The organism is Kitasatospora herbaricolor, from assembly GCF_030813695.1.
Lineage (GTDB): Bacteria > Actinomycetota > Actinomycetes > Streptomycetales > Streptomycetaceae > Kitasatospora > Kitasatospora herbaricolor.
On sequence record NZ_JAUSVA010000002.1, the window covers coordinates 366,300 to 388,516 of the forward strand.

Consider the following 22,217-nt stretch of genomic DNA (forward strand, 5'->3'; position numbering starts at 1 on the left):
ATTGACGCGGGCCTTCACGCGGCCGCAATACTCCGGCCATGAGAAGCCTCCCCGCAAGACTCCTCGGGCTCACGGTCTCCGGAACGCTGCTCGCGTGCCTCCCGGCCGTGGTGAACCCGACGCCCGCCCAGGCGGTCGCTCCGCCCAATGTCCAGAACAACCAGACCACGGCGCGCTACCCCCTGGCCGACGCACTCACGCTGACGGTGAACATCACGACCAGGGTCGACACCGACGGCGACGGCAGAAACGACAAGGTCCAGCTCCGCATCAAACGACCGGACACCGCCGGCAGGGGAGACGCCGACGTCCGGGTCCCGACGATCATCGAGCCGAGCATCTACAACGGCACCATGCGCAGCGGCATTAAACAGCACCCGGCCAAACTGAACTCGGACGGCACGCCGCCGCAGCTTCAGGCGCCTCTGGTGCCCCCCGCCATCGATCACCCAGCCCGCAACGACGACGATGTGTACAGGGCGGCGCCGGCCGAGACCTGGACTCACATGACCAGCGAACGATACCTCGACGACGAGTTCGTCCCCCGCGGATACGCGGTCGCCGAACTCGACGCGCTCGGCACCGGCCACTCCGAGGGTTGCATCGGCGTGGGCAGTAAGAGCGAGCAGGCCGGCGTCGTCGCCGCCATCGACTGGCTGAACGGCCGCGCGGCCGGTGTCGACGACGCCGGCCTGGTGGTCACGGCAGCGGACTGGTCCAACGGGAAGGCCGCCCTCCAGGGCCTGTCCTACAACGGCGCGCTGTCGATCGAGGGCGCGGCCTCCGGCGTTACCGGCCTGAAGACCATCGTCACTGAAGCCGGTATCGCCGACTGGTACAGGTACGTACGCTCCAACGGCGCCGTCGTCGGCGCCGCCGGAACGGGCTACGCCGGGTGGGACCTGGACAACCTCGCCTCTGAGTACAACAACGGCCCCTCACCGTGCGGCGATAGGATCACCTCCAGCATCACGGACAGGCTGGAGCGTGACACCGGGGACCGGAACGCCTTCTGGGACGAACGCGACTACACGACGGGCCTCGAGAATAGGCCCAACGCCAGCGTCTTCGTCGTTCAGGGCATAAAGGACACCACCGTCCGGCCGGAGAACGCCACCCTCTACTGGAATGCCCTGCAGGCGTGGGGAGTCGAGAGCAAGCTCTGGATCACTCAGGCCCAGCACGAGACGCCGTACGTCACCCGCCAAGTTGAGTTCCTGAGGCAGCTGCGCTTGTGGTATGACCACTACCTCTACGACCTCCCGAACGGGATCACGGCGGAACCCAGGGTCGACGTCCAGCAGTCCGACCTCACCTGGACCACCCAGGCAGTTTGGCCGGCGCTTGCCGCGGACGCTCCCGATGGCGCGGGCGCGGTCACACTCTCGACGCGCATCGACAACACCAAGACAGCCCGCTCCCTGGCCGCCGGCGCCAATTGGGCGAACAGCAAAGTCGATTCGATGACTCAGAATACCGAACCAGCAGTGACGGGCCCTGTTGCCTACAACGCTCTCACCAACAGCGACTACATGGACCTCAACCAGGCCACCCTGAAATACCTCACTCCCGTCCTGAACAAGTCGGTCACACTCGAAGGCACTCCCTCCTTCTCGGTGGTGGCAAAGACCCAGGGCGCCTCCCCCTACCTGAACGCACTGGTGGTCGACGTCGGGGACGAGGGCTCCCGCCCCCGTGTGATCTCCCGGGGTTGGCTCGACACTCGCAACTACGCCGCCCCGGGCACTCTGGACCTGAAGGCGCAGGTCGTGGTGCCGGAGGACGCCTACCGGCTGTACAAGTGGGATGGCCAGCCGATAGAGGCCACCGTCCCCCAGGGCCACCGGATCGGCCTCGTCCTCCTCCCCGTGGACAGCAGGAACACTCCGCACTACGTCGGCGAGAACGGCAAGCAGTCCACGACCCTGTCCATCGGCACCGAGACCAGCTCCGTGACACTGCCCGTGAAGTCAGGCAAGACCGCACTCCCCGGGTGAACCCCCAACAGCACCCCAGGGCGGCTGTCCGGCGACCCCCTCCGCCGGACAGCCGCCCGCCACTGCTGGCTTTCATCCGCACTTCCCTGACGGAAAATCAGGCACATGGCCGTCACTGACCGGCAGCCGTTTCAACGTGCTCTGGAAGTTGGACCCTGGAAACAGGCGAGAGTTCTCCACCCGATTCCGCGAGACCGATTCGTCGTCCGGTCGAGGCCGAGGAGAGACGGACCCACCCGCGACCAGCTCCGCCTCTCCCAGACCGCTTCTGAGGCGCCAGCGGCACCACCCTGATCTGGGCTACTTCGCCCGCCAGGCACTGCGCCTGCTCGACGACTACCGGATCCGGCACGGCCGCCTCGACGAGCCGATCCCGGTGGGCGAACTCGGCCGCACAATCCGGGTGGAACTCAACCACTCGGACACGTCGATACTGCCGGGCGGCTACCGCATCAGCGTCGGCGAGGCAGGCCTGATGCATAGTCCGGCCAGGGGACGTCAGTGCAGGTCACGGATGGGTGATGGGCCCGCAGGGACCGTCACGTACACATCGAGGCTCCGGTTGACGGGGTGACCGACCAAAGTCGCCCTGTGCCACCGGAGCCTCGATGTGCCGTCAGTCTGCCACTGTCTGCCTAATCAAGTCGCCCAGCCTCGCCGCGCGTGAACTGTCCATGTTGACAGATCGGTTGACGGCTCTGCCCGATCCGCGCGACCGTCGCGGACGACGCCACGAGCTGACCCCGGTGCTGCTGACGGCCGCCTGCGCAGTCCTGGCCGGCGCCCGCTCCCATCTTGCGATCGGCCAGTGGGCCCGTCACGCTCCCCAGCACACCCTTGCCCGTCTCGGCACCCGCGCCCACGGGCCGCTCGGAGTCCGTACGCCGCCGTCCACCTCCACCCTTCGCCGCGTGCTGATCCTGGTGTGCCCTGGCGGCCTGGCTGACCTGCTCGGCACGGCTCCAGGCGGGGCCGACACGGTGGCCGTGGACGGCAAGACCGCGCGCGGCTCGCGCACCGAGACGCTGGCCGCCGCCCACCTGCTCGCGGCCGTCAGCGGGGCCGGGAACACCGTCACCCAGCTGCGGGTTCCGGCCAAGACCAACGAGGTCACCGGCTTCGCCCGCCTGCTGGCCCCCTTCGATCTGGCAGGCGTGACCGTCACCGCCGACGCCCTGCACACCCAGCGCGAGCACGCCCGCTACCTGGTCGAGGACAAGAACGCGCACTACCTGCTGCTGGTCAAGGGCAACCAGCCCCGACTGCACGCCGCTCTTCGGTCCCTGCCCTGGTGCCAGGTACGGGCCCGGCGCTACGACCGCGAGCGCGGCCACGGGCGCCGCGAGACCCGCTCCACCCGCGTCCTTACCGTCACCGATCTCCACCTGGACTTCCCCCACGTGGTCCAGGCCGCGAAGATCCTGCGTCACCGAACCGACGTCCGCACGGGCAAGGTCACCCGCCAGACCGTCTACGCCGTCACCGACCTGACGGCCCAGCAGGCATCCCCTCGGAAGGTCGCGCAGCTCTCCCGCTCGCAGTGGACCATCGAAAACCGGCTCCACTTCGTACGCGACACCACCTTCGCCGAGGATGCCTCCAAGATCCGCACGGGGCATGGCCCGGAGAACATGGCCACCCTTCGCAACCTTGCCATCGACACCCTCCGTCGGGCCGGGCACCGCAGCATCGCGGCTGCGCGAGGTCTCGTACGTGCCCCACAGTCGCCCCCTCGACCTACTCAACCTGCCCTGAACAGCAACAACCCGTAACCACGACGACTATGAATCAGCCCTGGTCGGCGAGGCGGACACCCGCATCCTCGCCGTCGCCCGCAACCTCCAGGCCGAGGGCTACGACGTCACCGTCGTCTCCAAGGACCTCCCCCTGCGCATCAAGGCCAGCTCCGTCGGCCTGCTCGCCGAGGAGTACCGCGCCGAACTCGCCGCCACCTCCGGCTGGACCGGCATGTCCGAACTCCACGTCACCGGCGACCAGGTCGACGCCCTCTTCGGCGCCGGCCACGACCACACCGTCGAGGTCGACGGCGTCCAGGACCTCCCCGTCCACACCGGACTCGTCCTCACCTCCGAACGAGGCCGGGGCCCTGGGCCGCGTCGCCGGCGACGGCCGCGTCCGCCTGGTCCGCGGCGACCGCGAAGCCTTCGGCCTGCGCGGACGCAGCGCCGAACAACGCGTCGCCCTCGACCTGCTCCTCGACCCCGAGGTCGGCATCGTCTCCATGGGCGGACGCGCCGGCACCGGCAAGTCCGCCCTCGCCCTCTGCGCCGGCCTCGAAGCCGTCCTGGAACGCCAGCAGCACCGCAAGGTCATGGTCTTCCGACCCCTCTACGCCGTCGGCGGCCAGGAACTCGGCTACCTGCCCGGCTCCGAGTCCGAGAAGATGAGCCCCTGGGCCCAGGCCGTCTTCGACACCCTCTCCGCCGTCACCAGCCCCGACGTCATCGAAGAGGTCATCTCCCGCGGCATGCTGGAGGTCCTGCCCCTCACCCACATCCGCGGCCGCTCCCTCCACGACGCCTTCGTGATCGTCGACGAGGCCCAGTCCCTGGAGCGCAACGTGCTCCTCACCGTCCTCTCCCGGATCGGCCAGGGCTCCCGCGTCGTCCTCACCCACGACGTCGCCCAGCGCGACAACCTCAGAGTGGGCCGCCACGACGGCGCCGTCGTCGAGAAGCTGAAGGGCCATCCGCTGATCGCCCACATCACCCCCACCCGCTCCGAACGCTCCCCCATCGCCGCCCTCGTCACCGAGATGCTGGAGGATCCGGAGGTCTGAAGAACACGGCCAGCACCGACGTGGACCGGCAGAACACGCGCCGGGGTCGATGGAGAGACAGGGAAGCGGGTGCGGCCGAGCGGCCGGTCGCGACCGGACATGCTCAGAGCGTAGGCCCCGGCTGACCGGGTAGAACGCCTGATCAATGCGGTGCCCGCGTGCCAGTGCGACGGGACTGGTCCGACCACCTCAACGAACTTCCCACCTGGGCCTGGGACCGCGGCGGCGGAAGCGAGCGCCCCACCTCGAATCCGAAAAGCTCGCAGACTATGGAAAGTTGGCAATTCCGACGGCCTCTGTTCACTTGCCACACTACGGTGCATGGCATCCCCCACAAGACTCCTCCGAGTCGCGGCCGCCTGCGCCCTAATGGCGTTACTGACGGTCACCAACGCATCACCCGTGGCCGCCCAGGCCCCCGTCCGACTCCTGGTCAACAACGAGACGCAGCCGATCTACGGCATGTCCGACGCCATCTACCTCACCGTCAACATCACTGTCCCCGATGCCGACGGACACATCGTCGACACCGACCGCGACGGCAAGGCCGACACGGTGCAGCTTCGGCTCAAGCGACCGAACACGCCCGCCGGCACCAAGATCCCCACGATCATCGAGCCGAGCCCCTACAACAAGTACCACACTCCCAGTCTCCCCCTCCACGAGAACGTCTTCGCCGTCGACGGCACCCCCGCCGGAACGCAGGTCATCGAGGACCCCATGGTGGTCCAGCCACCTGCGGACGCGGACTTCGGCGAACCTCGCCCCTCCAAGGCGGACCTCACGGACATGACGTGGGAGTCGTGGTTCGACAACTACTTCGTTCCGCGCGGTTACGCCGTCGCGGACCTGGACGCCCTGGGCAGCGGAGGCTCCACCGGCTGTCCCCTCCCGGGAAGCCGTGCCGAGCAGGCCGGCGTCAAGGCGGCCGTGGACTGGCTCAATGGCCGAGCGGTCGCCGTCGACGCCACCACCGACCTGCCCGTAACAGCATCGGGCTGGTCCAGCGGGAACGTCGGCCTCAAGGGCAAGTCGTACAACGGTGCACTGTCCATCGCGGGCGCGGCGTCGGGCGTCGCGGGGCTGAAGACCGTCGTGTCCGTCGCGGGTATCGCGGACTGGTACCTCTACCCCCGCTCGAACGGTGCCACCGTCGCGGAGGACGGTGTCGGGGGAACCGGCTACGACATAGACAACCTCGCCGCCGACAACAACACCGGCCCGAACCACAACGCCTGCAATGCCATCATCGCGTCCGACGTCACCGCCAAGCTCGACCGCCCCAGCGGCGACCGGAACGGCTTCTGGGACGAGCGCAACTACGCCGCCGACACGAACAAGGTGACGGCCAGTGTCTTCATCATTCAGGGCATGCTGGACGAAACCGTCCGCCCAGAGGCCATGATCTCCTACTGGCGGGCGCTCCAGGGCGCCGGGGTCCCGAGCAAGCTCTGGACCTTCCAGGGTGGCCACATGCGGCCCTACCAGCTCCGCCGGGACGAGTACGTCCGACAGATGCACCGCTGGTACGACTACTGGCTGTACGACCAGAAACTGAACGGGATCATGGCCGAGCCAAAGGTCGACGTCCAGCAACAAGACCTCAGCACCTGGACCACACAGAGTTCCTGGCCCGCCCCCGGAACCACCGACGTGCAGCTCAAGCTGCATGCGAGCGGCTCCCTCACCACGGGCAGTGCACCCTCGGCTGCCCAGTCCATGACCGACAAGGGCGACACTGTCGCCACCGAAAGGGTGATGGACGCCAACGGAGCGAGCAATGCGGACTCACTCGCCTACATCACTCCCAAGCTGAGCCAGCCCGTCACCCTTCAGGGCATCCCCTCCTTCACCGTCAACGCCTCCCTCCAGGGGACCACCCCGTTCCTGACCGCCCTCCTGGTCGACTACGGGTTCGAGGCGAAGGGCTGGAGCGGCTACTGGGCATACACCGGCTCCACCAGCGGCCGGAACACCTTGTGCGACGGTATCTCGGCCGGCACCAACGACGGCTGCGCCGATCCCTACACCACAACCTTCACCCGCTCCGCCATCCACCCCACCTTCCGGGTGATCTCCCGCGGATGGGCCGACGCGAGGAACCAGTCCAGCCTCTACAACTCCAACGTGGTCACCGACGGTGTGCCGTTCACAATCAAATGGAACGGCCAGCCCACCGAGTACACCGTCGCCGCGGGCCACCGGCTCGGCGTGGTCCTCGTAGCCTCGGACCACGGCTACAACAACCCACGTTTCGTCGGCACGTCGGGAAGCGAGACCACCAAGCTCACCGTCCTCACGGAACTCAGCTCGGTCACCCTCCCCGTAAAGGCCGGAACCGAGGCGTTCGGAGTCCGACGCATATCGAAGTGACATGAGCGGATGCCCGGAGCAGAAAGTGCTCCGGGCATCCGCTCCAGTCGGGGACAGCTCGGACCGGCGGAGCTCACCGGGCAGCCTCGAACCCGGCGGAGGGTCGGCTATGCTCCACCGAAAAGGTTTTGAGCACCAAGGGCCCGCCGCCGAAAGGCCACATGGGAGCCGTAGTGCACCGACGAGAAGGGACCGGACCCGATGACGGACCCGGCCGGGACGAACGCCGGTGGCAAGCCCGCCCGTGCGGTCGGCATCAAGGAGGTCGCCCGCGCAGCGGGGCTCTCGATCACCACCGTTTCGCACGCTCTCAACGGAAAGGGCCAGGTCAGTGCCCATGCCCAGGAGCTGGTCCGGGACGCTGCGGAGCGCCTGGGCTACCGCCCGAACCGTGTGGCGCAGGCGTTGCTCTCTGGTCGCACCGGAATCCTGGGCCTCGTCGCCGGCCACCGCAGCTCGGAACCTTGGGAGCGCACCTACCGCCCCTACTACGCGGCCTTCACCGCCGGCGCCATGCTCGAGGCCGTCGACCGCGACTACGCCCTGACCGTCGTCCCCGCCGGTCCCCGAGGAGACCTGTGGACCCGGGTTCCCATGGACGGGCTCATCGTGGTCGACCCCGTCGCCGACGACCCCGTCGTCGCCGAGGCCTTGCGCCGCGGTCTAGCCGTGGTCACCGACGGCCGTCCCCTCGAACCACATGTCGCGCTCCCGTACGTCGAGAGCGACATCGCAGGCGGGATCGAGCAGGTCATGGACCATCTGCACGCCGGCGGTGCCCGCTCCATCGGCCTGCTCACCGGCCCCGAGTTCGACTCGTACACGCTCAGCAGTGACGCGGCACACGCGGACTGGGGCGAGCGACACTCCGTGCCCACCCCAGCGGAGAGGGTGCGCCCCGGCGAGCGCGCCCTCGACACCGCCCGCCGCCTGCTCACCGGCCGCCCCGACGCCGTCTACGCCCTGAACGAGACCTACGGGCAGGCAGTCCTGGAGGCCGCCGCCGAGCAGGGCCTCGCCATCCCCCGCGACCTCATGGTGGCCGCCATGGGCGAGGCCGAGCCCGGCGCCCGCCCCCCGCTCACCATGCTCTCCCTCGACCCGCGCCAGACCGGCTCCGCTTGTGCCGGCATGCTCATCGACGTGCTCGGTGGAGCCAGCCCCGACGCGTTGACGCTTCCCAGCAGGCTAGTCCCCGGCGGGTCGACCAGGAGGTCCGACCCTACGCCCATGCGTGGCCGGGCCTGACCTCGTCCTTACAGACGGCGGCCGCCGTGGTCCTCCGGTCCGCGATGAGGAAGGCCCGGCCCATCACGCCGAGGCTACGACGTCGATGTGCGAGCATCCCTCCCGGGCCGCGAGCGGCCATGCCGTGAGGCCCTCTTCCGGGGACTCCACGAACGTGCCGTGACGGTGGGCGACGACACCGGTGGCAGGCTTCCCCGACAGACGGGCCAGTACGTACGCGGCTGCCAGGCTGGTGACGTCACGGATGGTCCCCAGCGGCAGGAGCGAACGGGTTTCGGCTATCGCCTCGTGCTCGCCGGCGCGCAGCACGATCCTCGTCCCGGGCGAAACCCCGTGCGCGGTGATGGCGACGGCGATGTTGTCGAGGTCGTCGGAGCCGACTGCGGCCAGGGCCCTGGCCCGATCCAGATGCAGCCGTTCGAGTACCGCCCGGTCGCCGCCGTGTCCTGCCATCACCGGTATGCCCAGTGACCGGGCGAGCCGAACGTTCGGAGCGTGCGGATCCCGTTCCACACCGACGACGGGGACACCCAGGCGCCTCAGTTCCCCGCACAACCGCAGCCCGACCTGGCCCATGCCGACGACGATCACGTGCCCTGACCGGGGTACGGTACGGGGCCCGATCAGGTCGACGAGTCGGGGGCTCAGCATCCGGTCGACGACCCCTGCGGTGAACATCGCGCTGAAGACGACCGTGCTGAGCATGACCACGCTGGACACAACCTGGTAGACGGTGGAGTCGGCTGGGGCTGCCGCCGGGCCGACGGTGGCGACCACGCGGGCGGCGTCGAAGAGTGCCTCGGCGCCATGGTGACCGAGGGTGAGCAGCCACGCCCAGTCGCCGAGCAACGCCGCGAGCATGCCGGTCATGCCCGCGAGCATGATCCGCGTGCCTGCGTCGTGCGGACGCAGCTGGCCGGTCAGCCTGCTCAGCCGAGGACGCCAGCGGATGCGCTCCGGCTGCCACCATCCGGTGACAGGGACTGTGCCGGCAGCCCAGACCGCCCGTGCCCGAGGACCATGGCGGTGCAGAGCAGCGAGTTCCGCATCGACACAGGGTCCGGCCAAGGCCGGAGCGACCAGGTCCGCAGGCGAGGTGACGTCGCAGTGCGGGAGCAGGCGCAGCAGCTCGTCCGCCATCGTCCGGTCGAAGATCGTGACGACCGTGGGTATGCGCGTGGTCATGTGGGCGACGGCCAGCGCGTACCGCAGGGCTGCGGCGTCCTCGTGGAGCAGCACCGCGATTCCCGCGGGCCCTGTCGATACGGCGGCGCGGAGGTCCTCGTCACCGGGGTGTGCGAGGTGCTGGACAGCGTGCCGGCCTTCGCGCAACGAGGCACACACCCGGCGTGCCAGGTTGGTCTCCCCGATGACGACGAAGGAACGGGTGCCGTTGGGGGCGGGGGATTCCTTCATGGTGTCAGTTCAGTCCTCAACCTGCTGCAACGGTGCGACGGAAGTCTCGGCGTGTGCCTCGCTGTCCGCTTCGTAGCCCCGGATTCGACGATAGGACCGACCGGCCCAGGTCTACGGCCCGCTGCTGCCCCGTACTCCTGGGGCTTCGGCTCCCGACTGGTGCGGTATCTCACGTATGGAATGCTGTCGAGGCAGGGCCGCCGACGGTAATGCCAAATTTCCATAGGCTGTGCGACCGCGCCTGACGGCTCCGAAGAGTACCGCCCCCTGTGGTGGAAGCGGGGCGTCACCAGTGGCCGCCCGCCGGGGGCCTCACGTCTCCAGCCTCGGAGCCGTGCGATTGGCCGACGACTTCACAGCTGCGTTGTCCGGGGCCGGCTCCGCCCGCCCCGGACGGGGACCGAAGGGCAGCACAGGTGTGGTCCGCACCATCGGTGATGGTGCGGACCACCCCCTCAGACGTCGGACCCGACCAGCTCGGTGCCGCGGGGCGCCCCGCATCGCGGGACGGCGGAACGAGCGGGTCCGGGCGTGGGGTGGGGCTGCAGGACAGGCCCCACCGGGAACGAAACGCCGGGTGCCGGGTTGGCCGCTCAGGCGGCGCGCACGGCTCCCTCGGCGGAGCGTGGCACCCCTGCTCAGCGAGGGTTGCCGGCGCCCAGGGGCCCTCGCAGCTCGGCCATCCACGCCTCGACGTGGTCCGCCCTGCGGGGCAGCGCGGACGACATGTTCCGATGGCCGTCGGCGGTGACCAGGATGTCGTCCTCGATGCGGACACCGATGCCGCGGTACGCCTTGGGAACAGTCAGGTCGCCCGACTGGAAGTAGAGTCCCGGCTCGACGGTCAGGCACATGCCGGGTCGGAGGGTCGCGTCCACGTAGGCCTCGGTCCGCGCTGCGGCGCAGTCGTGGACGTCCATCCCAAGCATGTGCCCGGTGCCGTGCAGGGTCCATCGGCGTTGCAGGTCGCAGGCGAGGACCCGCTCGACCGGCCCCTCCAGGATTCCCCAGGCGACGAGCCTCTGGGCCAGCACCCGCTGGGCGGCGTCGTGCACGTCGCGGTAGCGGGCGCCGGGCCTGATCGCCGCGATCCCGGCCTCCTGGGCGTCGAAGACCGCGTCGTAGACACGGCGCTGCATCTCTCCGAAGGCGCCGGCGACGGGCAGCGTCCGCGTGAGGTCGGCCGTGTAGAGGCTGTGCGTCTCCACGCCGGCGTCCAGCAGGAGCAGGTCGCCGGCGCGGACCGCCCCGTCGTTGCGGGTCCAGTGCAGGGTGCAGGCGTTCGGTCCCGAGGCGCAGATCGGGTGGTAGCCGACGTCGTTGCCCTCCACACGTGCGCGCAGGGAGAAGGTGCCCTCGACGTAGCGCTCGCTGGTGACCTGGGCGCGCCCGAGGGCCCTGACGACGTCCTCGAAGCCGCGGACGGTGGAGTTCACGGCCTTTTGCAATTCACCGACTTCGAACTCGTCTTTCAGCAGCCGAAGTTCACTGAGATGGACGATCAGCTCCTCGTTGTACGCGGGGACGGTGCGCTCGGCCAGGCTGGCGTCGATGAGGGTGTCGTGTCCATGGACCGCCCTCACCGGAACCGAATCCCGCACGACGTGTTCCCGTAGGGTTCGCCGGTCCCGGCACGTAATGCCCAGCCTGGCTTCGTTCTCCGCGAGGCTCATGCGGGGCCCGGTCCACAGCTCACCCGCCGCGGAGTCGAGCCAGAACTCGCCGCTCTCGCGGTCGGAGGGCGGCGTCAGGTAAAGGATGTGCTCATGGCCGCCCCCGGGAAGGGGCTCCAGGACCAGTACACCGCCTTCGGTCTGGTCACCGGTCAGGTGGACGTACTCGGTCGCCGCCCGGAAGCGGAAATTGGTGTCGTTCGAACGGCGCTTGCGGTGACCGGCCGGAACGACCAGCCGTTCGTTCGGGAACCGGGCGGACAACGCCGCCCTTCGGCATGCCGTGTGCGCCGCCTGGGCTGTCAGGGCCGGGGGGCGGGCCGGAGGAACGGCCCAGCCCTTTCGCATGTTCTCCGTCAGCTCTCGGGACGCCTCGCCGAAAAGACCGTTCTTGCGCCGCCCGGATTTTTCTTCCACTGGGGTTTCCGGATCGCTTTCGCCGTCCGCAGGGCGGCTAGTAGCGAAATCCTCTACAACTTCCTCGGGCATAGCGGATCCGTCCTTCGTGAGGGGCCTCGAACGTTCGCAAGCAGGCGGAATTCCGGTGGCTCCGAGGGGCGTGGGTCACCTGCTCGACCGAGCTTGGAACGACCCTCGTGCGCACGTGGACGAGGCGGGTGAATTTCTGCCGTGGGGATCGAACGCAGGACCGGGACTTCGGGGAGCCAGCCGGTCGCGATGCCGTTACGGTAACGACAGGCCGACCGTCACGCCAAGTGGTGGTATCTGTTCGATCACACCAAAGCAGGCCAAAATACCCATGCCACATACCCATAGCGGTATCGGACGGCCGCCTGGCACGAATTCTGACCGTTCGCGTGCGGCCCGGATGGCGGGAGCTACCGGTGGCCGATGGACGACGGGGCATTTCGCTGGACCGGACCACGCCGGTCGGCAGCGGAGTGCTTCAAGACGTTGCCGAACGGTCACGGGCAACAGCATGCGCCTTCACGGGGCGTCCTTCAGGATCGCGAGCGCCCGTGTCGAGCCGTCGGGCAGTCGAGTGAGGCTCATGTGGTAGGAGAGGCAGCGGACGATGGGAAGGCCGCGTCCATGGAGCGCATCGGTGTCGTCGTCGGGTCGGCCCTGGACGAGGAGGTCGGGCAGCACCTGGTCCGATCCGGTGTCCGTGACCTCGATCTCCGTGGTGTCGTGGTGGCGGTGCACGCGCACCGTCATCCTCTGTCCCCCGTGAGCGACGGCGTTAGCGGTCAGCTCGCCCAGGACGACGCCGGCTTCGTCCGTCGCCACGTCCCAGTCCCCGAGAAGGGCGGTGGCCCACCGCCGGACCAGGTGAGCCATCCTGGGGGTCGCGAGCAGTTCGAAGGCGACGATCCGGCACTCGTGGTCGTGCCCGCACTCTCGGCTGAGAGGCTCGACCGGGTATGTGGAGGGCGGTCGGGCCGCAGGGTCCATCGCGGTCGCGGCTGTCAGCGGAGCATTTTGGCTCGGACGGCATTGGGTCGGTGACCGGCGGGAAGCGGTGGCGGGGCTCATCATGGTCTCCAGATGCTGTTCGTCGTGGGGCGTCGGGCCGACCGGCAGGAAGGGGGTGGCCAAGGGTTTCTGACGGCACCGCTGCGGTAAGGCCCGAAGACGCCCACGGCTGCCCGGGGCGGAGTCCCCTGGGCGGTCGTCCCTTGCGCCTCTAGGCCCGGATCACCTCCCGGGTGTCGGGGCTGACCACCATGGCCTGGGCACCCTGCATGCCGTTCCGACCGGTCCCTTGTCGACGGTGGCCCGGACGTTCACCGAGAGGGGGACGGCGTCGGCCGTGCCGCAGACGGGGCTCTTCGCGGCTGACACCGTTCACGTTCATGATGAACCGCGCCGACGCGGGGCCGATGGCGGTGGCTCGGCCGTAACGGGCGACGCGCACGGCATTCCAGAGGCCACAGCGCCCAGGTGTCCGGTGGTGATACATCTCATAATCGGGAGTGTTGCAGGTAAATGAACTCCGACGGCACTGCCGATTTTCCATAACCCGAAGTGAATTCGGGAACGAGGGACAGCCCGGCATCCGCGTGTGCGGATGCCGGGCTGTCCGGATCTGAGCGCGACTGCGCGCTCGGCCTCAGCGGCCGATCGGCGAGTCTCGGCCGTCCCGGAACTCCACGGTCGGGCCGGCGTCGAGTGGCGCAACGTGGGGGAAGTGGCAGGCGGTCAGGTGTCCGACCGCAGAAGTGGTGAGCTTCGGCACCTCCGTCGCACACCGGTCCTGTGCCTTCCAGCACCTGGTGCGGAACCGGCAGCCCGAAGGCGGGTCGGCCGGGCTCGGCACGTCACCGGTCAATCGGATCCGGCCGCCCCGGCGGCGCTCGGCCGCATTGGGATCCGTATCCGGTACCGCGGAGAGCAAGGCGTGGGTGTAGGGGTGGCGGGGGTCGGTGTAGAGACTGTCCCGGTCGGCGATCTCGACGATGCTGCCGAGGTACATCACGGCGATCCGCTGGGAGAAGTTCCGTACAACGGCCAGGTCATGTGCGATGAACACGAAGGCGATGCCGAGTTCACGACGCAGACGCCTCATGAGGTTGACGACCTGTGCCTGGACGGAGACGTCCAGGGCGGAGACCGGCTCATCGGCGATGATGAGCTTCGGGTCCACGGCCAGGGCTCGTGCGATGCCGACGCGCTGGCGTTGGCCCCCCGAGAACTCGAACGGGAAACGGTTGGCGTGTTCGGCCCGCAATCCGACGAGTTCGAGAAGTTCGTCGACCCTTTCTCGGCGGCCTCGGGGCGACAGAACACCGTTGACCTCCATCGGCATGGAGATGATCTGACGGATGGTCTGCCGGGGATTCAAGGAGGAGTAGGGGTCCTGGAAGATCATCTGGATTTCGGAACGAACGGGTACGAGCTGGCGGCGGGAGGCCCGTGTAATGTCCCGCCCCCGGTAGAACACCTGACCGGAGGTGGGATCGAGGAGTCGCGCCAGGAGCTGGCCGGTGGTCGACTTGCCGCACCCGGATTCACCGACCAGGCCGAGTGACTCTCCCTCGTCGAGCGTGAAGCTCACGTCGTTCACGGCCTGGACGATCGATCGCTGGGTGCGGAAGTGCTTGGTGAGGCCCCGGACTTCCAGCAGAGGCGCGTCGGGCTCGGTCATGTGGAACTCCGGGCGGTGAGCTGGTCCGAGTGAAGGTGCAGTTGAATGCTGCCGGGCAGGTGGCAGGCGGCAGAGTGGCCGCCGACGTCCAGGGCCGGACGTTGTTCCTCGCAGGCTGGGCCGACGAGGTGGGTGTACCGGCAGCGGGGGGCGAACAGGCAGCCGGGCGGCAGGTTGCGCAGATCAGGGGGAAACCCCTCGATGGGGGGCAGGTCGGCCTCCGGGTCCGAGTCGAGACGGGGCACCGACCCGAGCAGACCGCTGGTGTACGGGTGCCGTGGGCTCTGCAGGACCTTCGTGACTGTGCCGCGCTCGACCGCGCGGCCCGCGTACATCACCATGACGTCGTCCGCGACCTCCGCGACCACTCCGAGGTCATGGGTGATAATGAGGATGGCGGTGCCCAGATCCTGCTGGATCTCGTTGAAAAGGTCGAGGATCTGAGCCTGCACCGTGACATCCAGTGCGGTGGTCGGTTCGTCCGCGATGAGGACATCCGGTTCGCACATGAGGGCCATAGCGATCATCGCGCGCTGACGCATGCCCCCGGAGAACTGGTGCGGGTAGCTCTGGGCCCTGAGCTTCGGCTGGGGGATGCCGACGCGCGCGAGCATCTCAACGGTCCGGTCCCGGGCCGCAGCCCTCGATGCGCCCATGTGCCGGCGGTATGCGTCGGAAAGCTGCTCGCCGACGGTGTAATGAGGGGCGAGCGCCGTGAGGGGATCCTGGAAGATCATCGACACACGCCGGCCGCGGACACTCCGCAGCTTCTTCTCCGTAGCACCGACGAGCTCTTCACCGTCGAGGCGGATTGAACCGGAGACACTCGTCCTGCGCGGGTCGTGCAGGCCGAGTACGGACAGCGAGGTGACGGACTTCCCGGAGCCGGACTCACCGACGATGGCGAGGGTCCGGCCGCGCGCGAGGTCGAAGGAGAGCCCGTCCACGGCCGTGACCTCGCCGTCCTTGGTCGCGAACTTCACGGACAGGTCCGTGATGGACAGGAGAGCACTCATGAAGCACGCACCCGGGGGTCGATGACGGCGTAGGCGATGTCAACAACGACGGTGAAGAACACCAGGGCCGCCGCGGCGACCAGGGTGACGGCCATCATCGAAGGGAGGTCCTGGTTGGTCACGGACCTCACGGCCAGCTGGCCGATGCCGGGGATATTGAAGGTCGTCTCTGTGATGAGCGCCCCGCCGAACAGCACGCCGAGATCGAGACCGAGCAGGGTCACGATCGGGGTGAGAGCGCCGCGAAAGGCGTACTTGAAGAACACCGTGCGCTGGGACAGGCCTTTGGCGAGCGCTGTGCGCACGTACTCCTCCCCGAGCGTGTCGATCATCGAGGACCTGGTGTAGCGGGAGTAGCCGGCGATGTAGATGATCGCGCACACCGCCCACGGCAGTAGCAGGCCACCGAACCATGCGCCGGGGTCCTGCCCAAGGGGCACGTACCGCGGGCGGGGCAGCAGTGCGCTCTGGTCGACGAGGACGTAGGTAGCCACGATGCCGAGCCAGTAGATCTGCACGGCCGCGCCGACCAGAGCGAACCCGGAGACCGTCTTGTCCAGCCAGGTGCCGCGCCGCCAGGCCGCGAGCATGCCTGCGCCGATGCCGAAGACGAGGAAGGTGGCGACGACGCCCACCACGACGGAGAGGGTGGCGGGGAAACGGGCAGCGAGGATGTCCAGGACGGGCCGCTGGTCGACATAGGAATAGCCCAGGCAGGGCGCGGGGCACGGGATGTCCCCGATGGTGCGTCCAACGAAGATGCCGCTCACGTAGTCCCAGAACTGGACGAGGACCGGTTGGTCGATCCCCATGGTGTGGCGGATCGTGGCGAGGCTTTCGGGTGTACAGAGCTGACCGCAGGCCAGGCGGGCCGGATCGCGGGGGATCTGGAAGAAGAGGAAGAAGGTCACCCCGGTGATGAGGAGGAGGATCGCGGCGGCACTGAACAGCCGGCGCAGGAGGAAGAGGGCCATGGGATCAATCGCCTTCGGCGTTCGCTGCTGGGCGGGGAGCCTGAGGAAGGGGCCAGCCGGTCGCGCGGGTTCGGGAGCATCACCCTGCCACGACCGGCCGGCTGTCTCGTGGTCGCTCAGCTGCCGCTCTTGATGTAGATGTTCAGCGGGGACAGAGCGCTGCTGGTCGGGGCGATGAAGGCACCCCCGATGTTCGATCCGGTGAGAATGGTGGACCGGGTGTTGACGAAGGGGATGACGGGCACCTGCTCCATGATCTTCTTGTCGAGTGCGGCCCATGCGGCTGCCTGCTCGTTCAGGTCGGCCAGCTGGCCGACCCGCTTGATCTCGGCGTCGACGGCCGGGTCGTTCAACTTCGAGTAGTTGTACGAGCCGTCGGCGTTGGACGAGTCGAAGAGCGCCGGAATCGTACCCGCCCCGGTGGGGGAGTCAGCGGCCCAGCCAGCGTTGTAGAGGTCGAAGCCGTTGTCCTTCTTGATGATCGCGTCCAGGTAACTGGTGCGGTCGATGGGCTTCTTGACGACCTCGAAGCCAGCCTTCTGCAAGGCGTCGGCGATCAAGAGGGCACCCTTCTCACCGTTGTCGTCCTGCGTGTAGGCATAGACGATCTTGGTGCCGGTCTTGCCTGCCTTCTCCAGGATCCGCTTCGCACCGGCCGCGTCACCGTTCGTCGGCACGTCGGGGAAAAGGTTGTAGGACTGGAAGCCGATCGTGGAGGGCGAGAGGATCGTGGAGCCGAACTCACCGTAGGTGGCGCCACCGTAGACCTGGCGCACCTGCTGCCTCGGGAAGGCGGTGAGCAGCGCCTTACGGACCTCAAGATCGGTCACCCGACTGGTGTTGATGTTGAAGTACCGGACATACGGCGTCATGCCCGAGATGGTGCGTGCCTGCAGTTCGGAGTCCGTCTGCGACTGCGGGACGAAGGAGGAGTGGATCTGGTTCGTGAAAGAGAGCGCATTCTTGTCCGAACCGGACTGCGCGACGATGCGCTGCGACGCCTGCTGCGCCTCCACGCCGAACTCGAACTTCCAGGAGTCGGGGTAGTTGTGCCGCAGCGGGTCGGTGGAGGCGTCCCAGTACTGGTTGCGCTCCATCACCATGGAAGTGTCGTCGTGGTGGGTGATCTTGTACGGACCGGTGGACTGAGGGGAACGGTCGTAGTCCTTGCCGTCCTTGCTCTGCTGGACCGGCGCGGTGCTGGGCCAGGAGACGGAGAAGGGGAAGTCCGCGTGGGCTTCCTTGAGGTGGAAAACCACCGTCCTACCCTTGGCCTCCAGGACGCTGTCAGGGAGCGACTGACCTGCGGCGGGGCCAGGGTAGGCATTCGCGTAGTCCGCCCCCGACAGCGCGGTCTGAACGTAGTTCGGTCCGCCGGCCTTGCTCTTGTCGTAGGACCGCTCGATGCCGTACTTCACGTGCTCCGCGGTGACTTCAGTGCCGTCATCGAACTTCAGGCCGCTCTTCAGGGTAAAGGTCCACGTCTTTCCGCCGTCCGACGCCGTTCCCGTGTCCGTTGCCAGATCTCCGACCAAGACGCCCCTGTTGCCGATGAACTTGGTCTTGGTAAGGCTGCGGGTGATCAGGAGGGACGCCGTGCCGGCGTCGGTGGAGTACACCCGGGCGGGGTCGAGGTGGGAGAAGTCCGCGCTCTGCAGGACCGTGACGGTACCGCCGCTCTTCGCCCCCTGCACCGGCACCGCCGGCCCGGTGGAATCAGCCGCGTTGCCCAGCGTCTCGATGACCGGGGGGACGGGGGTTGAGGCCCCGCCAGCCTTGTCCGCCCCGGAACCGCCCGCCGCGCTACAGGCTGAGAGCATGAGGGTGGCGACGAACAGAGCAGCGGCGCGTCTGTGGGTACGTGAGGTCATGGTGCTTCCTTGGGGGCGTGGAGGGTGACGCGACCGGTGCGGACCGGTCGCGTGGCTTGATCAGTGCGCGGACTTGGGATCGAGCGCGTCGCGGACGGAGTCGCCGAGCAGGTTGAAGGCGACGACGAAGACGAGCATCGCCAGGCCGGGGACGGCCATGAAGGTGATGTCGTTCAGGTAGTGGGAGGCACCGTTTTTGATCATCCGGCCCCAGTCGGGGGTGGGCTCGACGATGCCGACACCGAGATAGGAGAGCGCGGCCTCGGTCGTGACCATCATCGGCACCTCGAGGGTGACGGTGACGAGGATCGGCGTCCAGAGGTTAGGCAGGAGCTCCTTGGTCATGATGCGCCAAGGACTGCAGCCGGCGACCTTGGCCGCTTTTACGAACTCCCGTTCACGGAGTCCGAGCACCTGCCCCCGCAGCAACCGGGCGGTTTTCGTCCAGCTGAACAACGAAAGCGCGATGATGAGGGAGGCGACGCGAAGACCGGTGGAGGCGTTCTCGTCGTCCGCGACGAATGCCGCGAGGATGAGCGGCGTGAAGGCGAGGAAGAAAAGTGTGGCCGGGAACGCCAGTGCGACATCTATCACACGACTGATGACGAAGTCGACCTTGCCGCCGAAATATCCAGCGCCCACTCCGGCCAACGTGCCGATCACGGTGACGATGAGCACAACTGCCGTGGCGATCAGGAGAGATGTGCGGATCCCGTACAGCAGCTGCATGAGAACATCGCGACCGAACTCGGGCTCGACGCCGAGCCAGAACTCTCCGTCGATCCCACCGTTGGCCTTGACGGGATAACCGAAATCGTTCAGCAGCCCTTGGTGTTCCTGCCCGTACAGCGTGTACGGGTCGTGACCGTACAGGACCGAGACGATCGGCGCGCCGATCCCGAGCACGAAGATAGTCAGTACGACGGCAGCACAAATGACTCCAGTGCGGTCGTCGCGGAATCGTTCCCAGGCCAGGCGACCGGGTGTTCGGAGCTGAGCGGTTCTCATACCCCGTGATATTCACACCGCGTTCATGCTGGGGGAACTGTCAAACTTCCATAGCCCCTAGAGGCTATGAAACAGGTCATCACCGGGCAGTGCCCCGGAGTGACGGCGCACCCATCCGCTGTACGCCGGCGACTCCCGCATCGCCTGCTGATGAGCGGTCATGGCCGTCTGGACGAGCTCCTGGCCGTAGGGGGCGAGCGCGCTGTCCCGACGCCACAGCAGGAGGTGGCGCATCCACAGGGGATCGTCTTTGAGTGGCTTGACCACGACGTTCTCGTCGCCTCTGAACGACGCTTGGCAGGCGGTGACCGCCCGTCCGGTGGCGACCAGTTCCCTGCGGAGCTGGGTGTCGGAGAGCCGGTAGCGGCCGTTGGGATGGAAGCCCGCCGTGGCACATTCATCGTGAAGATGCTCCGGCCATCCCATTCCATCGGAGTGAGGTACCACCCACGCCTCGCCAGCCAGCTCGCGTAGGTCGATGTACAGTTCCCGGGCCAGCGGGTGTTGTGCGCACACCGCGACGAACACGGGCTCGATCGCCACGACCGCGCACGCCAGTTCGGGCTTCAGCTCCATGAGGTGGCCCGGGTAGTCGGCGACGAGCGCGAGGTCCAAACGTCTACCCAGGACCATCTCCACCAGCGAGCCGATCGCACGCTCCGCGTGGACGGTCACATGGGTATCGGGAGCGAGTTCGGACAAACGGTCCAGCAGGCCCCCCACCCACGGCGGCATCGTGCCGCCGAACCGGATCTGCGCCAAGCCGCCGGCCCTCGGGCGGTAGGCGAGGATCTCGTCGACATTGGTCAGCGCAGCCTTGGTCCGAGCCAAGACGAAGGTACCGAACGAGGTGGGCTGAGCCCCCTGACGACCCCGGCTGAAGATGGGCGCCCCGAGCTCGTCCTCGATCCTTTGGACCTGCTTGCTCAGCGTCGGTTGTGATACGCCCAGGGCGGCTGCGGCCCGCGTAAGGCTCCCATGGTCGGACACGGCCTGCAAAATGCGCAAATGGCGCAGTTCGAGATGCATTGCCACAGGCTAGGGCAATACGGGATTCACCCGACAGGGGTGCGGCACACATCTTTCCCGCACTCCCCCCGCCACTCCGAGGGCCGAGGAGGCGCCTGCCAGGGAGGGAGGGCGTCGGCGGCCGGTATCAGAGGTGGAGCGGACCCTCCCGGACGACTCGCATCGTGACCACACCGGGGTCGGCCGCACCCCGGACATGACCGTTGGGGGCGGCCACGGTGCGGTGGAAGAAGTCGACGAGTTCGGCGGTGACCACCTCCCCGGGAAGGATGTTGGGGATTCCGGGCGGGTAGGCGGCGAGGGTATCGGCGGAGATGCGGCCGATCGCCTCCTGTGCGCGAACCGTACGGCTGGAGGCGAGGAAGGCCTGGCGAGTGGTCATGCGGACGGGACCCGGGGCCGGCAGACGCAGGAGGCTGGGGATGGGCTGCTCACCGAGGGGTACAGGGAGGGCGTGGAGGGCCCCGACGAAGCGGGCAGGCTGCGGGACCGAGCAGGCGCCGATGACCGCGACCACCGCTGAGTCGGTTGCGACCTCAACCATGACGCGGTGGTCGCGCATCAGACGGCGCCTGGCCTCGTGGCCGGATATCCCGCCGCTGCGGGTGTCGATCGGTACGCGTAGCGGATCGGAGGCGGTGATGTCGGGAAAGCGGTCGAAGTCGTCGCTGACGACGGCGAACCGGCCCGCGGATCGGATCGCCCGGCGAATGTCCTCAGCGGCGTCGATGGAGCCGGCGATGCGCTTGCGGCCCGTGGCCAGGGTCTGCCGGGCCACGTCCAAGGAGGCGAGCAGCAGCGCGCTCGCGCTGGTGGACTGGGTGAGGTGGAAGGCCCGCTGGATGAGCGGCTCCAGCACGTCGGCGAAGGCCCCGTCGGCCAGGTGGAGCATGGCGGACTGGGTGAGGCTGCCGGTGAGCTTGTGGGTGCTGGAAACCACCAGGTCGGCACCGTGGTCTAGAGCGTTGGAGGGGAGGTCGGGGTGGAAGCCGAAGTGTGAGCCCCAGGCCTCGTCGACGATCAGGGGGACCCCGGCGGCGTGCGCGGCTTCGGCGAGGCCCCGGACATCGGCGACCGCACCGAAGTAGCTCGGGGTGACAACGTGAGCGGCGGCGGTGTCCTGGTGGGCCGCGAGGGTCTGGGCGAGATCGGCGGGCGTGACGCCGTGGGCGATGCCGAGGCCGGCGTCGACGGAGGGATGAACGAAAGCGGCGTTGAGACCCGAGAGGACCAAGCCGTCGATGACGCTCGAGTGGACGCTGCGTTGGACGACCAGGGTGCGGCCGAGGGAACGGGCGGCGAGCGTGGCGATGCGGTTGCCCTGGGAGGCGCCGTTGGTCAGGAACCAGGTTCGGCGCGCCCCCCATGCCTCGGCCGCAAGTTGCAGGGCCTCGTCCATCGGGTTGGGATCGCCGAGGTCGAGGCCTTCCACCAGGGGGGGAACGTCCAGCCGCAGCGGCGTTTGGCCCATGAGGTGGGCGAGCCGGTCGGAGCCGGTCGGGTCGGCGGCGTGTCCGGGGACGTTGAGGCGGAGCCAGTCCTGTCGGGCGTGGGCTTCGACAGCTTCGGCGTACGGTGCGCGGTGCTGGTCTCGGAGGGGGCGCGGGAAGAGCATACGGCTGGTCCTCGGGCTGGTGGTGGGGTGGAGTCCGTCGCACCGTGAACGTGGCGGAGTCCGGGTCGGCGGTTGCGGTCGGGTGGCT

Annotated in this window: 14 protein-coding genes and 2 pseudogenes; 6 read left to right on the top strand and 10 right to left on the bottom strand. The window is 68.2% G+C overall.

Going from position 1 to position 22,217, the window contains the following annotated elements; all coding sequences use genetic code 11:
- The first annotated feature begins 38 nt into the window (after positions 1-38).
- From J2S46_RS02035 to J2S46_RS02060, 6 genes and pseudogenes are all read left to right on the top strand, one after another.
- Complete coding sequence (locus J2S46_RS02035; RefSeq protein ID WP_191294780.1) at positions 39-1,997, top strand: CocE/NonD family hydrolase; 1,959 nt, start codon at positions 39-41, stop codon at positions 1,995-1,997.
- A gap of 268 nt (positions 1,998-2,265) precedes the next feature.
- A pseudogene (locus J2S46_RS02040) lies at positions 2,266-2,475 on the top strand (PhoH family protein); the annotation flags it as partial.
- Between the two features lie 211 nt (positions 2,476-2,686).
- Positions 2,687-3,769 (top strand): ISAs1 family transposase, encoded by a 1,083-nt coding sequence (locus J2S46_RS02045; RefSeq protein WP_307348380.1) that lies wholly within the window; start codon positions 2,687-2,689, stop codon positions 3,767-3,769.
- A gap of 25 nt (positions 3,770-3,794) precedes the next feature.
- Positions 3,795-4,797, top strand: a pseudogene (locus J2S46_RS02050) (PhoH family protein); the annotation flags it as partial.
- Between the two features lie 402 nt (positions 4,798-5,199).
- The gene (locus J2S46_RS02055) at positions 5,200-7,170 is read left to right on the top strand and encodes a CocE/NonD family hydrolase (protein ID WP_191293249.1); all 1,971 of its coding nucleotides are present in this window, start codon (positions 5,200-5,202) and stop codon (positions 7,168-7,170) included.
- A 201-nt stretch (positions 7,171-7,371) separates the two neighbouring features.
- Entirely contained in the window at positions 7,372-8,418 is a 1,047-nt protein-coding gene (locus tag J2S46_RS02060; protein WP_191293248.1) for a LacI family DNA-binding transcriptional regulator, read from the top strand.
- Between the two features lie 63 nt (positions 8,419-8,481).
- Here the strand turns inward: J2S46_RS02060 and J2S46_RS02065 are convergent, their stop codons facing one another.
- The 10 genes from J2S46_RS02065 to J2S46_RS02110 all read right to left on the bottom strand — a co-directional run bounded on the left by J2S46_RS02065 (position 8,482) and on the right by J2S46_RS02110 (position 22,129).
- Positions 8,482-9,657 (bottom strand): potassium channel family protein, encoded by a 1,176-nt coding sequence (locus J2S46_RS02065; RefSeq protein WP_307348385.1) that lies wholly within the window; start codon positions 9,655-9,657, stop codon positions 8,482-8,484.
- 815 nt (positions 9,658-10,472) lie between these two features.
- Positions 10,473-11,996 (bottom strand): aminopeptidase P family protein, encoded by a 1,524-nt coding sequence (locus tag J2S46_RS02070; protein ID WP_191293246.1) that lies wholly within the window; start codon positions 11,994-11,996, stop codon positions 10,473-10,475.
- A gap of 459 nt (positions 11,997-12,455) precedes the next feature.
- Positions 12,456-13,007: an ATP-binding protein gene (locus J2S46_RS02075; protein WP_307352712.1), complete on the bottom strand. Its 552-nt coding sequence runs from the start codon at positions 13,005-13,007 to the stop codon at positions 12,456-12,458.
- Positions 13,008-13,581: 574 nt separating this feature from the next.
- Positions 13,582-14,616, bottom strand: a complete 1,035-nt coding sequence (locus tag J2S46_RS02080) for an ABC transporter ATP-binding protein (protein ID WP_191293244.1) — start codon at positions 14,614-14,616, stop codon at positions 13,582-13,584.
- Entirely contained in the window at positions 14,613-15,632 is a 1,020-nt protein-coding gene (locus J2S46_RS02085; protein ID WP_191293243.1) for an ABC transporter ATP-binding protein, read from the bottom strand. The genes J2S46_RS02080 and J2S46_RS02085 overlap by 4 nt, the downstream gene beginning before the upstream one ends.
- Complete coding sequence (locus J2S46_RS02090; RefSeq protein WP_191293242.1) at positions 15,629-16,606, bottom strand: ABC transporter permease; 978 nt, start codon at positions 16,604-16,606, stop codon at positions 15,629-15,631. The genes J2S46_RS02085 and J2S46_RS02090 overlap by 4 nt, the downstream gene beginning before the upstream one ends.
- Before the next feature lie 116 nt (positions 16,607-16,722).
- Entirely contained in the window at positions 16,723-18,477 is a 1,755-nt protein-coding gene (locus J2S46_RS02095) for an ABC transporter substrate-binding protein (RefSeq protein WP_191293241.1), read from the bottom strand.
- Positions 18,478-18,537: 60 nt separating this feature from the next.
- Positions 18,538-19,485: an ABC transporter permease gene (locus J2S46_RS02100; RefSeq protein WP_191293240.1), complete on the bottom strand. Its 948-nt coding sequence runs from the start codon at positions 19,483-19,485 to the stop codon at positions 18,538-18,540.
- Positions 19,486-19,542: 57 nt separating this feature from the next.
- Positions 19,543-20,514 (bottom strand): LysR family transcriptional regulator, encoded by a 972-nt coding sequence (locus J2S46_RS02105; RefSeq protein ID WP_191293239.1) that lies wholly within the window; start codon positions 20,512-20,514, stop codon positions 19,543-19,545.
- Between the two features lie 127 nt (positions 20,515-20,641).
- Positions 20,642-22,129 carry an aminotransferase class I/II-fold pyridoxal phosphate-dependent enzyme gene (locus J2S46_RS02110; protein WP_191293238.1) on the bottom strand — a complete coding sequence of 496 codons (1,488 nt, stop codon included), beginning with the start codon at positions 22,127-22,129 and terminating at the stop codon, positions 20,642-20,644.
- Positions 22,130-22,217: the final 88 nt, after the last annotated feature.

Excerpts from the sequence above, each read along its gene's own strand:
- J2S46_RS02035 (WP_191294780.1), top strand. The coding sequence starts at position 39 with ATGAGAAGCCTCCCCGCAAGACTCCTCGGGCTCACGGTCTCCGGAACG.
- J2S46_RS02060 (WP_191293248.1), top strand. The coding sequence starts at position 7,372 with ATGACGGACCCGGCCGGGACGAACGCCGGTGGCAAGCCCGCCCGTGCG.
- J2S46_RS02070 (WP_191293246.1), bottom strand. The coding sequence starts at position 11,996 with ATGCCCGAGGAAGTTGTAGAGGATTTCGCTACTAGCCGCCCTGCGGAC.
- J2S46_RS02075 (WP_307352712.1), bottom strand. The coding sequence starts at position 13,007 with ATGATGAGCCCCGCCACCGCTTCCCGCCGGTCACCGACCCAATGCCGT.
- J2S46_RS02080 (WP_191293244.1), bottom strand. The coding sequence starts at position 14,616 with ATGACCGAGCCCGACGCGCCTCTGCTGGAAGTCCGGGGCCTCACCAAG.
- J2S46_RS02085 (WP_191293243.1), bottom strand. The coding sequence starts at position 15,632 with ATGAGTGCTCTCCTGTCCATCACGGACCTGTCCGTGAAGTTCGCGACC.
- J2S46_RS02090 (WP_191293242.1), bottom strand. The coding sequence starts at position 16,606 with ATGGCCCTCTTCCTCCTGCGCCGGCTGTTCAGTGCCGCCGCGATCCTC.
- J2S46_RS02095 (WP_191293241.1), bottom strand. The coding sequence starts at position 18,477 with ATGACCTCACGTACCCACAGACGCGCCGCTGCTCTGTTCGTCGCCACC.
- J2S46_RS02100 (WP_191293240.1), bottom strand. The coding sequence starts at position 19,485 with ATGAGAACCGCTCAGCTCCGAACACCCGGTCGCCTGGCCTGGGAACGA.
- J2S46_RS02105 (WP_191293239.1), bottom strand. The coding sequence starts at position 20,514 with ATGCATCTCGAACTGCGCCATTTGCGCATTTTGCAGGCCGTGTCCGAC.
- J2S46_RS02110 (WP_191293238.1), bottom strand. The coding sequence starts at position 22,129 with ATGCTCTTCCCGCGCCCCCTCCGAGACCAGCACCGCGCACCGTACGCC.